Here is a 13,886-nt window from a genome sequence, read left to right on the forward strand (position 1 = left end):
TCTCGCCGGCCACGTTTACGGTGATCTTCTTGGAAAGGTCACCGTTTGCCACGGCCGTTGTTACTTCGGCGATATTTCGTACCTGGGCGGTCAGGTTGGAGGCCATCTGATTTACCGAGTCGGTGAGGTCCTTCCAGGTACCTCCTACTCCCTGTACCTTGGCCTGGCCACCGAGCTTACCTTCGGTACCCACTTCAAGGGCCACACGGGTCACCTCGGAGGCGAAGGAGTTCAGCTGGTCCACCATTCGGTTAATTACATCCTTGATCTGGAGGATCTCTCCTTTTACGTCCACGGTGATCTTCTGGGTAAGGTCACCGTTGGCGATGGCGGTTGCCACCTTGGATACGTCGCGGAGCTGTACGGTCAGGTTACCGGCAAGGAGGTTTACGTTGTCGGTAAGGTCTTTCCACACACCACCAACGCCTTTCACCGTTGCCTGGCCACCGAGCTTACCTTCGGAACCCACCTCACGGGCCACCCGGCTTACTTCCGCCGAGAAGGAGTTCAGCTGGTCCACCATCGTATTAATGGTGTTCTTCAGCTCGAGGATCTCGCCTTTTACGTCCACCTCGATCTTGCGCGACAGGTCACCGTTTGCCACCGCGGTTGTTACTTCCGCGATGTTACGTACCTGCGCCGTCAGGTTCGAGGCCATTTTATTTACCGAGTCGGTAAGGTCCTTCCACAGGCCCTCCACACCCGGTACGTCTGCCTGGCCGCCCAGCTTACCTTCGGAACCTACTTCCCGCGCAACGCGGAATACTTCGGAACCGAACGAGTTCAGCTGGTCCACCATCGTGTTGATCGTATTCTTCAGCTCCAGGATCTCCCCTTTTACGTCCACCGTAATCTTACGGGACAGGTCACCTTTCGCTACCGCCGTCGTTACCTCGGCGATGTTACGCACCTGGGCCGTCAGGTTCGATGCCATCTGGTTCACCGAATCCGTCAAGTCTTTCCAGGTACCACCAACGCCCTGCACTTTCGCCTGGCCACCGAGTTTACCCTCGGTACCTACTTCAAGCGCCACACGCGTTACTTCCGATGCAAAGGAGTTGAGCTGGTCCACCATCGTGTTGATGGTTTTTTTCAGCTCGAGGATCTCGCCGGCCACGTTTACGGTGATCTTCTTGGAAAGGTCACCGTTTGCCACGGCCGTTGTTACTTCGGCGATATTTCGTACCTGGGCGGTCAGGTTGGAGGCCATCTGATTTACCGAGTCGGTGAGGTCCTTCCAGGTACCTCCTACTCCCTGTACCTTGGCCTGGCCACCGAGCTTACCTTCGGTACCCACTTCAAGGGCCACACGGGTCACCTCGGAGGCGAAGGAGTTCAGCTGGTCCACCATTCGGTTAATTACATCCTTGATCTGGAGGATCTCTCCTTTTACGTCCACGGTGATCTTCTGGGTAAGGTCACCGTTGGCGATGGCGGTTGCCACCTTGGATACGTCGCGGAGCTGTACGGTCAGGTTACCGGCAAGGAGGTTTACGTTGTCGGTAAGGTCTTTCCACACACCACCAACGCCTTTCACCGTTGCCTGGCCACCGAGCTTACCTTCGGAACCCACCTCACGGGCCACCCGGCTTACTTCCGCCGAGAAGGAGTTCAGCTGGTCCACCATCGTATTAATGGTGTTCTTCAGCTCGAGGATCTCGCCTTTTACGTCCACCGTGATCTTACGCGACAGGTCACCGCGGGCCACCGCCGTTGTTACTTCGGCGATGTTCCGAACCTGGGCGGTCAGGTTGGAGGCCATCTGGTTTACCGAGTCGGTCAGGTCCTTCCAGGTACCGGCGACCCCAGGCACCTCTGCCTGGCCACCAAGCTTACCGTCGGTACCTACCTCACGCGCCACGCGCGTCACCTCGGAAGAGAAGGAGTTGAGCTGGTCCACCATCGTGTTGATCGTGTTCTTCAGCTCGAGGATCTCGCCCTGTACGTCCACCGTGATCTTCTTCGAAAGGTCGCCTTTCGCCACGGCCGTCGTTACTTCGGCGATATTACGTACCTGGGCGGTCAGGTTACCCGCCATCAGGTTTACAGAGTCCGTAAGGTCTTTCCATACACCCGCTACACCTTTTACACGTGCCTGGCCACCGAGCTTTCCTTCAGAGCCTACCTCACGCGCCACGCGCGTTACTTCCGCCGCAAAGAGGTTCAGCTGCTTCACCATGTCGTTCACCTCGCGTGCGATGCGTGCAAACTCCCCTTGCAGCACGTGGTCGCCGATCTGCAGGGTCATTTCCTGCGACAGGTTACCCTTCGCCACGGAGGAGATCACGTGGGCGATCTCGATGGTGGGGTGCACGAGGTCGGAGATAAGGCCGTTAATGGCGTCGACGCCCGAGCTCCATTGCCCGCGCGCATAAGGAAGCTCCACGCGGTGGGTGAGCTTACCCTGCTTGCCGATCGTTTTACCGGCTTTGGTCAGCTCGGCCATCAGCTGTTCGTTGAGGCCGATAATTTCATTGAGGGTATCGCAGATCTTGCCGCTGATGCCCACCTGGTCGACCGGCATGCGCACGCCGAAATTACCGTTGCGTACTTCCGACAGCACCTTGAGGAGCAGGCGGGAGTCGAGGGCATCCTCCATATCGAAGGAAACCGCCGCAGGGACAGGCGCTTTGGCTTTTGTCTTTTTCGGGACTTTTTTGCTGTTGGTTTCAGGGGTCACATCCACAGGCTCAACAGGGGCTACCAGATCAATTGGCTCAATAGGCTCGTGGGAAGAGCCGTTACCATTAGGCATTTCCGTATTCATGGTCAGGGGTGATTAATGTGTCAAACTTACAGTAAATCCGACAAATAACTTATACGGCCGAGGTAAAGTTTTCGCGAAAGAATTCCCAAAAAGCATTGATTACGAACAGCTGAGCAAAAGCGCTGCCACCGCGTTAAGTAGTTCCCAATAGTATTTTATTATTTGGCAGAACCCCGGCCCTACTAATACCTTTACGCCAACCCACCCCCGTTATGAGTGTTGAAAAGACGCATGGTTTGAGCGGAAGCACGCCTTTTATCTTTCTTGCCGAGGACGATATCGACGACCAGGAACTGCTGATCGAGGCACTGACGAGCTTCGTTCCGGACATGCGGGTGGGCACGGCCGCAAACGGGAAAAAAGCCCTCAACGAGTTGCTCCGCCTCGAGCAGGCGCAACTGCCCTGCCTGATCATTGTCGACTATAACCTGCCCGAAGTGAATGGCGGCGAGATCCTCAAGCAACTTGCCGGCGAAGCGCGCTACGCATCGATTCCGAAGGTGGTGTGGAGCACTTCCAACTCCCCTCTTTATCGCCAGATCTGTATGGATCTCGGTGCGCGGGCCTACTTTGTAAAACCCTCCGATATCAAGGGCATCGAGCGGATGGCCCAGGAGATGCTCGTCTATTGCAACCTGGTGCACAGCAGCTGAGCGACTGACCATCGGCCACTAAAATTGGACGCCGGGGCCCATTATCGGGCCTTTCTGTCAGGCCGTCGATTTTAATACGCCGCCGCCGCCGAAAGCGTTAATTTCGGGAGAACCCGCCTTCGGCCAGGGAGCACAACCAACCCTGATGGATCTAACTGCCTTTCCTTTCCTGTCGCTACTTTTTTTACTTCCTGCGCTCATCAACCTGGGAATCGCGGCCTATATCCTTTTTGCGCTGCCACGTATCCGCACCGTCGACCTGTTCGGGATCTGCGTCCTGGCGCTCTGCATCTGGCAGATCGAAGAAGCCGGGTACATGTTCCTGGGCAGCCGGGAAGCGGCCTTTGCCTGGAGCAAGACCTTCTGCTTCAGCTGGATCATGATCAACCCGATCGCCCTGCATTTCGCCTGCAGTTACACCGGCCGGAAGTTCACCGAGAAGCGGCTTTTCCCCGTAGCCCTCTACCTGCCCTACCTGCTCCTCCATGGCTTTTATGTCGCCAGCGGCAACAACAATCTTCAGCCCGACGCGGCCTGGGGCTGGGTGATCGCTCCCGGCGGATCCGCCATCCAGGCTGTGACGTTATGGATGATGCCCTTCACCATGTTCGTGGTCATCGGGATGCTGCTCCGCATGGCCTTCCGCCTGCCCCGGCGCAGCAAGGAGCGCACGCAGGCACTTGTAATTGCCTTTGGCATCCTGATCCCGACCCTGATCGGCTTTGTGACGCAGGTGCTTTTCCCGCTGGTGTTCGCCATCCGCGAGATGCCCCTGTCGCCCCTGCTCGTCACCTTCTTCTCGCTTTCCACAATCGTTGCCCTGCGCCGCTTCCGGCTTTTCGATATTTCCGAAGCGCTGCAACTGGAAACGGTGCTCCATCAGTTTCACAACATCGTGCTGGTAGTGCTGCCCAACCGGACGGTGCGCTCGCTCAACAAGTTCACCACGCGCATCTTCGGACTCGAAGGAGGCGCGTACATGCCGCTGGAGCGCTGTTTTCCGACCGAAGAAGCGGCAACGGATTTCTTCGAACAGGTGTTCGAGCCGGCCTTCGAAGGACACTCGCTGCGCAATAATATGGTCAGCTTCCGCGCCGGCGATCGCATGATCGAAACCCTGGTGGCCGCCGAGCCGGTGCGTCACCGCAACGAGGCCAGCGGCGTGCTCATCGTAGCCAGCGATATCACCGAATACCTGCATGTGGTGGAAGCCCGCAAGGAAGCTGAAAAACAACTGGAAGAAACACGCCTGCAGCAGCACCGCGAGATTACCGAGGCGGTGCTGGTGGCCCAGGAGAACGAGCGCCGCATCATCGGCGCCGAGCTGCACGACAACGTCAACCAGATCCTGACCAGTGCCAAGCTCTATATGGGATTAGCGGCTACGGAGCGCGAAGGCGCGCCTTTCCTGCAACAGGCCACCGGCATCATCGGAGTGGCCATGCAGGAAGTGCGCAAATTGAGCCATGCGCTCATCCCGCCTTCCTGGAGCGGCGAAACGCTGGTGGAGGCGCTGCGACACCTTCTGTCCGCCGCGGAGCAAGGGAAGCTGTTCACCGTTCACCTCGATGTGCAGCGCTTCGAAGAAGAGCGCGTTTCTTCAAAGCTGAAGCTCACCATCTACCGCATCGTGCAGGAGCAGTTGAATAACATCGTGAAGCATGCACAGGCAAAGACCGTTCGCGTCTCGCTGCGGCAAGACGACGCACTCGTGCTGCACATTACCGACGACGGCATTGGCTTTGAATCGGAAAGCCGGTCCTTCGGTGTGGGCCTGCGCAATATGGAAACGCGCGCGCAACTGCACGAAGGCCGACTTTTGTTGCGGAGCAGTCCGGGCAAGGGCTGCCAGCTCGAGGTCACCTTTCCATCCGGCCAGCCGCCGCGTTCCGCCGGCGTGCTACAATAACCGGAGCACTGACTGCGGCCGGATAAAGTCGCGGATAGAGGCGATGAGCTCGTCTGAAGCAAACGGCGATATCGGATCCATCACCGGTAGTTTGTTTTCGAGAAAATCCTGGATTTTCCGGGCCAGTTCCTCTTCATTGTAGGCCACCTGAAGCCCGCAGGTTTTTTCGAGCATCCGGCAGGTAGCCATCTGGTGGTCGCTGCGGGTTTCGCGCAGGCGGCCGGATCGCGGAAAGACGATCAGGGGCTTTTTTAATTCCGATACGGAGAGGATGGTGCCGGTGCCGGCATGACTGACGATCAATTCAGCGGACTGTACATAGTCCCGGAATTCAGCCGGCGCTATATAATCCAGCGTTTGAATATTACGGGGTTGGTACTTCATCCCAAACACCTGCGCGATAATTTCCTTGCCGGACAACAAAGGTGCGATTTCATCCACGGCGCGGATAAACCGGTCGAAGGGAAGCTGGGAACCTACGGTAACAAATATCATTTCATAACATTTCCGGAGTAAACAATTTTGCTTGTTGCCAGGTGTGACCATTGCGTGTACACCCGGTCGGCGAAGAGGGCGCAGATCTTTCCGCTGATGGACACCTGCTCGGTATGACAGGACGCCTCGACCCAGATCGTACGCGCGCCCATCAGCCAGCCGAGAAACAAGGCAAGCACGCCCGGGCCGGCACCGGTGGTAACGACAACGTCGGGGCGTATGCGGGCAATGGCGCGTCGCATCCTCAGGATGACATAGGGTATCCGGAACGCGTTCCACCGGCTCAGGTCGGGCACCGTTACGTACTCATGCCCTTTAAATGAGGTGGCGAAACTTTCGTGGGTAGACATATATACCAGTTCGTGCCCGTCGAAGGCGGGGCGCAGCCGCAGCAATTCTACTACATGCCCGCCTCCGGAGGCCACAGCGAGAATTTTCATATGGTTGTTTTTGTTGTTTTCGCTTGATCATGCAGCCACCGTCGTATCGGCTACGCGGCCGGATGCTTCTTCGCCTGGAGCTACCGGGAAGGCCACCACTTTCTGCAGCCGCACCAGAATATCTTCGATCAGCGCCAGCGCATAGCGGACCCGCTCCTGCGTTTCATAGTAGGGCAATCCAAAGCGCAGCACGTGACACATGGCGCCGTCTTTCTTATAATCGATGATACATTTGCAATGCACGCCCAGCTCGTTCAGGTTGCTGTACAATTCAAATGGATGGAAGTGCCTGAAGGCGAGCGAAACGAGCGGCATCGCGCTTTTTTCGTTCAGCACCTCGAAATCAATTCCCTGGCGGCTGAAGACTTCTTCCAGCCCCTTGCGGAGCACGCCACCAAGCATTATGGAACGGCGCAACACCGTCTCGCGGCCAACCGCCCGGTAAAGGTTGAGAGCTTCCAGGATTTCGGGATACATCATGAAGTCGTGCCCGCCCTGCAGGCTGAAGCGACAGGTGCCGGATTGCAGCCCAACGCCGTTCCAGAACAAGCCGTTGATCCATTCGAGGAACTCCGGCTTCATCCAGGTAAGGCCGCTGCCATGGGGCCCGAAGACCCATTTGTGCAGGCTGCCCACGACCACATCGGGTCCACCGAAGGGAAGCTCGTACAGGCCGATCGACTGGGAAACGTCGAGGATCGTTTTGCATTGCGGCGCGGCTTTGCGGATGGTGGACAGCCAGCATTCGTACGGGGCGAAGTTGCCGCTGGCATAATACACATGCGAGAGGAAGGCTAGCTGAGGCCGGACCCGGAGCACCTCGGCGCGGAGCCGCACCGGGTTGCGCAGTACTTCTTCGCCGACATAGTGCACCTCGAACTCGGGCAGGTGTTCAAATACGCCGATGCCACCGGGGTGCTCCTGGGCCGACGTGAGCACCGTATAAGGCGGTTGTCCCGACCGGCCAAAGGCGCGCAGCATCGAGAGGGCGAGCAGGTTCATCGTTTGCGAGGTACCGTTCGCCACCATCAGCTCGTAGCCCGGCGCGGGCCAGAGCTCGCTGCATAAATTCTTGATTTCGCCCAGGTCTTTGCGCCCCTGCTCGTACATGCCCAGCGGATAACCGTCGAGGGCGCCGTTTTGCAGGCCTTTGCCGCGGGCCTCCCGCACGGCCGCCGAAGGCGTGCCCAGGGTTCCCGGGTTGAGGTTGATCCGCTCGGTAAGGAAAAAGCGCTCGCGGAAGCCGCCCCAGCCGCCCTCGTCGCCATCGGCGGGCAGCAGCTGCTCGCTGTTGGTAGCCGCGCGGCCGCCGAATGCTTCGATCCGCTGGGTGAACACCCGCGGCTGCAGCCGGTTGCGGTGACGTGCGATGATGCGGAGCGTTTCATCAAGTACCTCCCGAAGCGGCGTGGTGTGGAGGCTCTGATCGATATGCGACGTCATCACCTGTATGTCGTGGCGGACGGCGCCGCTTTCATCGCGCGGATCGAACACATGGCTAATGCTGACTTCGTAGCCGAGGGTAGCGGCAAGCTCCTGCACCTGTGCCGCCAGTTCGTTAATGGGACAATTGGCCTTTGTAACGTGGTTAATCACCCGATGCACACCCCGGTCGGGCTTTTCGTCCGCGATTAGTCCCAGCGACAGGACGGCATCCTTCATGGGCATGATACCCGTGGTTTGGTTGCCCTTGCCATAAACGGTCAGCGGGTGGCCGGCGAGCGCCTGCGCCAGAAAACGGTTGACCACCGTACCGAAAATGGTGTCATAATCGAAACGGGTACCGAGCTCTTCGCAATCGCCCATCTCGGGGGTATACACACCGAAGAGTGTCGACTGCATGATTTCAGTGATGCGGAGCCCCCACTTACGGCAGGCCATCGCGAGGTAGTTGCTGTCGTTGATCTTGGAAATGTGGTAGACATCGTCTGACTGCCGCGGGAAAGGCATCGGCGCTACGGCTTCCTTGCCGTTGAAGCGCGGAAGGAAATAACCCTCGGCGATGTCGATACCACCGCCGGTTGCGTATTCGCCCATGGATCCGATTTTGACGATATGGGCTTCGGGCACGTGACGGCGCACGGCCCAGAGCAGGCGCATGTTGCCGCTCTCATTGTTTTGAATAGTATAAATCGACTCGGCAGGGCCCTGCATCGAGTATGGCGCCGAACACTGCTGCGCCATGTGAAAGATGGTGTGCGGACGCTCGGCGCGGATCAGTTCTTCGAGCGCATCGGAGTTCACATCGATACATCGGTGCTCCAGGTTTTTCCGGCCGTACAACTTCTGGTATGCGGCGATTCGCTGCGGAAGCTGCGCCACCGGCACGAGACTGTCGGCCCCTGTTGCACGTACGGCGCGGCGTCGCCAGCCATTGTCGGCGATAATGATCTTCGTGTCGGGATGGTCTACTGCAAGTTTGAGTGAAACGGGCCAGCCATAATAGCCGTCGCCCCCCAGGACAAGGATGGTATTTTCCATATGTTGGTGTTTTCGACTTTGGTTTCTTACGCATTAAAAGACACCCGGACGGCACCACGGGTTTCGGGTTTCATTCAGTAAAGTCCAAAGCACACCTACCGGAAAAGGGCCGGAGGGCGTAGAGAGTTATCGTTTTAGCGGGATCGGCGAAATGGGATATACCGGACGGTGAGCGCCAGATTGAATGGAATTAGAAAATGGGATATAGGTTAGCATTAATCGAACGGTATACAGGAAGAAAACATCATGCGCTATGCCAGTATTGCAAACGGCCGTGCTGCAGCAAAACCGGCACGGGTGATCGATTTTCCTAATGTTAACTAAATGAAAATATTAGCATTTCCACAGGGCCCAAAAAATAAAAGTCATTGTTGCAACGCGCCTTTTCATCGCCCCGACCCCGGCCGACCAATGGGTGTGGAGTCATCGACAATTAGAGGTAAAAATGGGGCAATGCAGCCGGCGGGTAGGCCACCTTCCCCGGAGTGCAATCAACAGCAGAGCGATGCAGTGACGTGCCAACCGGATCCTTGTTTTATGGCCGGGTATGGGCGAAGAGCCAGCACCTCAGTTCGGCCAGCTGCAAATACGCCTCCGCTTTCAGTGTTAATTTCCAGGTGTGGCAGTGGCTGCTTATCTTTTTCAGCACCCGTCTTTCCCGTAGTGGCACCCCGGCCAGAAAATCCGGAACCAGGTAAGCTGGCACCATGCGCATGTCCTGGAAAGCGCCGAGGGTATCGCTCAATGCGAGACAGGATTCTTTTGACATGATTTGTTCCGGGAAGCAGGCGGCGATATCCGTGCCGATCAGGGGCCACAGGTACAAGAGGCTTTTCAGGATTTTTCGCAATTCGTGCAGTTGCTCCTCGCCGGGCGTGGCCACAGCCAACAGCCGGCGCAACTCCTGTTGCACGCCGGGCAGAAAGCTTTCAGCCCTTATGATTTTCCGGTTCTTCTTCAGCGCCTGCTCCATCCGGCGGCAGCACCTGGAATGTAACCAGGAACGCCCCTGCCGGCGTACTTCCTTTATCATGGCCGTCTGTTTTGCGTGCAGATTTTCCAGGTAGTAATACGGGACGGAACCCGGTGGTTCCGCGCAGAGCCGCAGCACCGTTTGTTCCTGGATCTGGAGGCCCCGCAGTTCACCCACGGCATGGTAAAAAGCGTGCATCTTTTTACCGATACGCAACCGGCGATCAACTTCCCCGCCGGCGCGGCACAGGGCAACGAAAGCCCTCAGTTTCTTTACCTCCACCCGAAACCGGTGGATGTCTTCGGCAGCAAACTCCTTCAGCAACTTTCGTGACCGACGGGCCAGAACATGGCCCCTTTGGCGCAGGAACGATATGGCCTCCTTCTTTTTCATACTGCTTCCGACGGGCCCTTGCCTTTACTTCATTTAAAGTTAGGACAAGCTTTCGATGCCGGCAGCTCCTTTTACGCCGCTCTTCCATAGTGTTTACAATGGAGCAGGGAGGCAAGCGGACCGGACGGGACCCGTATCCGTCCCCGACGGATTTGCGGATGGCAGGACGGACTTCACTTGGCTAAACCGGCCCACTATGTTCTTTGCCGACTTTACCAGAATTTCAATCTGCTGATGGCTGTATTTCTTCAATCCTTTTTCGCGCTGCAGTGCCGCTGTCTTGGTCAGAAATTCAGCTACATAAACAAGACGCCAGGGCATTTTGTTTCGCATATTGTTTGATTCGCCCCGGTTATGGCGGATGAGGCGCAGCACCGGGTCTTCCGTAAAGCCTCTGTAAAAGGATCCGTCCTTTTCACTTTGGATGATGCAGACGAAAAAGCCATTCATGAATTAACGCAAAACCTCTGTTCACCAAGATGTGGTTTCAAACTGAACAGGATTCACATCTCTCCCAACGGCGTTAGCGTAACAGGATAATACCCTTTTTGAAAAAATGAGCCCCCGGTTACTCAGGGGCTTCTGCGGACTGGACGGGACTCGAACCCGTCCCCAACTCCGTTGGGGATGACAGGGCGGCACCGCCAGCTGGAAAATCAAAAAGCCCCCGATTACTCAGGGGCTTCTGCGGACTGGACGGGACTCGAACCCGCGACCTCCGCCGTGACAGGGCGGCATTCTAACCAACTGAACTACCAATCCAACGCACTGTTCTACAAAGGATTTTGTCGAACGGGTGGCAAAGATAAGGAGGCAGGAAATATCGGCCAACAAAAATTTGAACTGTTTTTCCGAACCTTTTCACCCGTAAACCCGGAACCTTATCTTTGACCCTCAACCCCCGCCAAAGCATGCTGCGTGTAGGAATATTTGGAACCGGCCACCTGGGAAAGTTTCACCTGAACAACTGGAAAGAGATCGAAGGCACCGAGATCGTCGGCTTTTACGACCCGAACGATGCCACCGCTGATGTGGTGGCCGCCGAGCACGGCATCCGCCGATATCCCACCGAGGACGCCCTGATCGACGCCTGCGATCTCATCGACGTCGTCTCCCCCACCAACTGGCATTTCGCCACCTGTGCCGCTGCAATCCGCAAAGGCCGTCACGTGTTCGTGGAAAAACCGATGGCCCACACGATGGAAGAAGGCCGCCAGCTTGTACAGCTGGTGCAGGAATCAAACGTAAAGCTGCAGGTGGGCCACGTGGAACGTTTTAACCCGGCCTTCATGGCCCTTGACAAGGAGCGCCTGGCGCCCATGTTCATCGAAGTGCATCGCCTGGCGCAGTTCAACCCCCGCGGCACCGAGGTAAGCGTTATCCTCGACCTGATGATCCACGACATCGACATCGTGCTCAGCATGGTTAAAAGCGATGTGAAAAGCCTTTCGGCCTCCGGCGTGGCCGTACTTACCGACACCCCCGATATCGCCAATGTTCGCATCGAATTCAACAACGGCTGCGTGGCCAACCTTACCTCCAGCCGGATCTCGCTGAAGAAAATGCGCAAGATGCGGCTCTTCCAGAAGGACGCCTATATCTCTGTTGATTTCCTCGACAAGAAAACCGAAGTGATCCGCCTGCTCGACGAAGCGCCCAGCGAGGCAGCCATGTCGTTCCCGATCGAAGTGCCGGGCGGAGGCACCCGCACCCTGAGCATCCAGAACCCGCAGGTGGAAGGCGGCAACGCCATCCGCGCGGAGCTCCAGGCCTTCGTGGATGCCATCCGCAACAATACCCGCACGGTGGTCAACGAGATCGACGGCTTCCGTGCGATGGAAGTGGCCCACCAGATCCTGCAGAAAATCCACGCCAACCTTTCCACCAGCTGAGCGCATGCAAACCCGCACCGTCAACAGCTCTGCCTATGCCCTGAGTGATTACGTGAGCGCGGCCCTTGCCTGGACCGCGTTCTACTTCGTGCGCAAGCTGCTGCTCGGCGAACCGATCAACCTTTCCGACGGCTCTTACGACCGCTTCTGGCTCGGCGTCACCCTTATCCCGCTTGGCTGGCTGTCGCTCTTCATGCTGCTCGGCTCTTACGGCTCGGTATACCGCAAATCGCGCTTCGGCGAATTCACACAGACCTTCACCGCCGTCGTAGGAGGCTGTATCGTACTGTTCTTCGTATTCGTGCTCGACGATGTGCAGAGCGGCTATACCTATTACTATTCGGCGTTCGCGGCATTGGCGGGCCTGCATTTTCTCTTTCTTTTCACCGGCCGGGTGCTCATCCTCCAAAAAGCAAAACGGCAGCTCCAGAGCGGCGCCATCTCCTTCCCGGCGCTTATCGTGGCGGCGCCCGAGGAGGCCCTGCAGCTGTACAACAACACCGGGCAGAAGCTCCACGAAGAAGGTTACCGGATTTCCGGCTTTCTCTCGCTGCAGCCCGGCGATAGCAGTCGCAAGGGACTGCGCTGCCTCGGCGACATCGGCCAGCTCGAAGGTGTGCTGGAGCGCGAAAGCATCCGCTGCGTGATCCTCGGCAACCGCAAGACCGCACCATCGGTAATGGAACAACTTGTAAACCGGCTCAGCGAGCGCGACGTCGACATCAAGATGCCGCCCACGACACTCGACATCCTCGCCGGCTCCGTCAAAACATCGAACGTGATGGGACCGGTGCTGATGGACCTCAAGACGGAACTGATGGCCGACTGGCAGCAGAACATCAAGCGCCTCATCGACATCGTGGTATCGCTTACCGCCGTTGTGCTGCTGCTGCCCTTCATGCTGTATATCGCGCTCCGGACGCGGCTTTCTTCGAAGGGACCGATCTTCTACTCACAGGAGCGGGTTGGCTACAAGGGACGCCCCTTCCGGATGTACAAGTTCCGCTCCATGTATACCGATGCCGAAGTGAACGGCCCGGCCCTGTCGTCGGACAACGATCCCCGCATCACCCGCTGGGGCCGCACGATGCGCAAGTGGCGCTTCGATGAGCTGCCGCAGCTCCTGTCGATCCTGAAGGGCGATATGAGCCTCGTGGGCCCGCGGCCGGAGCGCCGCTACTATATCGACCAGATCGTGGCGCAGTTTCCTTATTACAAATACCTGCTCAAAGTAAAGCCCGGACTTACCTCCTGGGGCATGGTGCAGTTCGGCTATGCCGAAAACATCAAGGAAATGATCGAGCGCTCGCGTTTCGACCTCGTGTATATCGAAAACATTTCGCTCGCACTCGACTTCAAGATCATGATCCACACGGTTCGCATTATCTTCAAAGGCAAAGGCAAATAATAATCCCGGATCCCGGATGTCCGATCTCTGATTTGCATCAGCCTTGCTGTTTTATCGAAAGCTTACTATGAAAAAAATTCTTTTGGCGCTGGCCCTGTTGCCCGGTGTTGGTCTGCTCGCCCAAGACAAGGACACGGCGGCCTACTGGCAGCAGGCCGTTCATTACCGCATCGAAGTGTCGCTCGACGACAAGACGCACAGCCTGCGCGGGAGCAGCGAGATGACCTATGTGAACCACTCACCGGACGCCCTTCCGTTTATCTGGATCCACCTGTGGCCGAACGCTTACAAAGATGCCAATACCGCTTTCGCAAAACGATTGCTGGAAGAGCGCAATGGCAAGTCGCGCCTGAAATCCATCCGCGACAAAGGCTATATCGACAGTCTCTCCTTCACGGCCGATGGCGCTCCCGCGCGCCTGGAGCCGCACCCCGAATGGAACGACGTGACAAAGCTCTGGCTGCCGGTGCCGCTG

The 13,886-nt window shown here is 57.4% G+C and carries 10 protein-coding genes, 1 tRNA gene and 1 pseudogene; 5 read left to right on the forward strand and 7 right to left on the reverse strand.

The genetic code is table 11. The features are described 5' to 3' along the window. Nucleotides 1-2,767 (reverse strand): HAMP domain-containing protein (locus EPD60_RS04195; RefSeq protein ID WP_243647755.1); only part of this gene is annotated, 2,767 nt, incomplete at its 3' end. A 212-nt stretch (nt 2,768-2,979) separates the two neighbouring features. Between EPD60_RS04195 and EPD60_RS04200 the strand changes: the two genes are divergently transcribed. Both EPD60_RS04200 and EPD60_RS04205 read left to right on the forward strand, forming a co-directional pair. Further along, nucleotides 2,980-3,420, forward strand: coding sequence for a response regulator (locus EPD60_RS04200; protein ID WP_131447170.1), 441 nt, complete (start codon nt 2,980-2,982; stop codon nt 3,418-3,420). A gap of 145 nt (nt 3,421-3,565) precedes the next feature. Beyond that, a complete protein-coding gene (locus EPD60_RS04205) occupies nt 3,566-5,329 on the forward strand; it encodes a sensor histidine kinase (protein WP_131447172.1) in 1,764 nt (587 codons plus the stop codon). Here EPD60_RS04205 and EPD60_RS04210 read toward each other — a convergent pair. From EPD60_RS04210 to EPD60_RS04235, 6 genes are all read right to left on the reverse strand, one after another. Continuing rightward, nucleotides 5,321-5,824 (reverse strand): glycosyltransferase, encoded by a 504-nt coding sequence (locus tag EPD60_RS04210; RefSeq protein ID WP_165871404.1) that lies wholly within the window; start codon nt 5,822-5,824, stop codon nt 5,321-5,323. The two genes, EPD60_RS04205 and EPD60_RS04210, sit on opposite strands and share 9 nt — an antisense overlap. Continuing rightward, nucleotides 5,821-6,264, reverse strand: a complete 444-nt coding sequence (locus tag EPD60_RS04215; RefSeq protein ID WP_131447176.1) for a glycosyltransferase family 28 protein — start codon at nt 6,262-6,264, stop codon at nt 5,821-5,823. Before EPD60_RS04215 ends, EPD60_RS04210 begins: the two co-directional genes overlap by 4 nt. 27 nt (nt 6,265-6,291) lie before the next feature. Continuing rightward, complete coding sequence (locus EPD60_RS04220; RefSeq protein WP_131447178.1) at nt 6,292-8,745, reverse strand: NAD-dependent epimerase/dehydratase family protein; 2,454 nt, start codon at nt 8,743-8,745, stop codon at nt 6,292-6,294. A 535-nt stretch (nt 8,746-9,280) separates the two neighbouring features. Then, complete coding sequence (locus EPD60_RS04225) at nt 9,281-10,111, reverse strand: CHAD domain-containing protein (protein ID WP_131447180.1); 831 nt, start codon at nt 10,109-10,111, stop codon at nt 9,281-9,283. A gap of 93 nt (nt 10,112-10,204) precedes the next feature. Beyond that, nucleotides 10,205-10,561, reverse strand: coding sequence for a GIY-YIG nuclease family protein (locus tag EPD60_RS04230; protein WP_131447182.1), 357 nt, complete (start codon nt 10,559-10,561; stop codon nt 10,205-10,207). A 238-nt stretch (nt 10,562-10,799) separates the two neighbouring features. Next, nucleotides 10,800-10,873, reverse strand: a tRNA-Asp gene (locus tag EPD60_RS04235). Between the two features lie 149 nt (nt 10,874-11,022). Here EPD60_RS04235 and EPD60_RS04240 point away from each other — a divergent pair. From EPD60_RS04240 to EPD60_RS16835, 3 genes and pseudogenes are all read left to right on the forward strand, one after another. Beyond that, the gene (locus EPD60_RS04240) at nt 11,023-12,003 is read left to right on the forward strand and encodes a Gfo/Idh/MocA family protein (RefSeq protein WP_131447184.1); all 981 of its coding nucleotides are present in this window, start codon (nt 11,023-11,025) and stop codon (nt 12,001-12,003) included. A 4-nt stretch (nt 12,004-12,007) separates the two neighbouring features. Continuing rightward, nucleotides 12,008-13,411, forward strand: a complete 1,404-nt coding sequence (locus EPD60_RS04245; RefSeq protein WP_165871405.1) for a sugar transferase — start codon at nt 12,008-12,010, stop codon at nt 13,409-13,411. A 67-nt stretch (nt 13,412-13,478) separates the two neighbouring features. Further along, nucleotides 13,479-13,886: pseudogene (locus tag EPD60_RS16835) on the forward strand (M1 family metallopeptidase); the annotation flags it as partial.

It is taken from the genome of Flaviaestuariibacter flavus, from assembly GCF_004337505.1.
Taxonomy (GTDB): Bacteria; Bacteroidota; Bacteroidia; order Chitinophagales; family Chitinophagaceae; genus Flavisolibacter; species Flavisolibacter flavus.

Bases quoted from the DNA above. Each gene is read 5' to 3' on its own strand.
- EPD60_RS04200 (WP_131447170.1), top strand. From the start codon at position 2,980: ATGAGTGTTGAAAAGACGCATGGTTTGAGCGGAAGCACGCCTTTTATC.
- EPD60_RS04205 (WP_131447172.1), top strand. From the start codon at position 3,566: ATGGATCTAACTGCCTTTCCTTTCCTGTCGCTACTTTTTTTACTTCCT.
- EPD60_RS04210 (WP_165871404.1), bottom strand. From the start codon at position 5,824: ATGATATTTGTTACCGTAGGTTCCCAGCTTCCCTTCGACCGGTTTATC.
- EPD60_RS04215 (WP_131447176.1), bottom strand. From the start codon at position 6,264: ATGAAAATTCTCGCTGTGGCCTCCGGAGGCGGGCATGTAGTAGAATTG.
- EPD60_RS04220 (WP_131447178.1), bottom strand. From the start codon at position 8,745: ATGGAAAATACCATCCTTGTCCTGGGGGGCGACGGCTATTATGGCTGG.
- EPD60_RS04225 (WP_131447180.1), bottom strand. From the start codon at position 10,111: ATGAAAAAGAAGGAGGCCATATCGTTCCTGCGCCAAAGGGGCCATGTT.
- EPD60_RS04230 (WP_131447182.1), bottom strand. From the start codon at position 10,561: ATGAATGGCTTTTTCGTCTGCATCATCCAAAGTGAAAAGGACGGATCC.
- EPD60_RS04240 (WP_131447184.1), top strand. From the start codon at position 11,023: ATGCTGCGTGTAGGAATATTTGGAACCGGCCACCTGGGAAAGTTTCAC.
- EPD60_RS04245 (WP_165871405.1), top strand. From the start codon at position 12,008: ATGCAAACCCGCACCGTCAACAGCTCTGCCTATGCCCTGAGTGATTAC.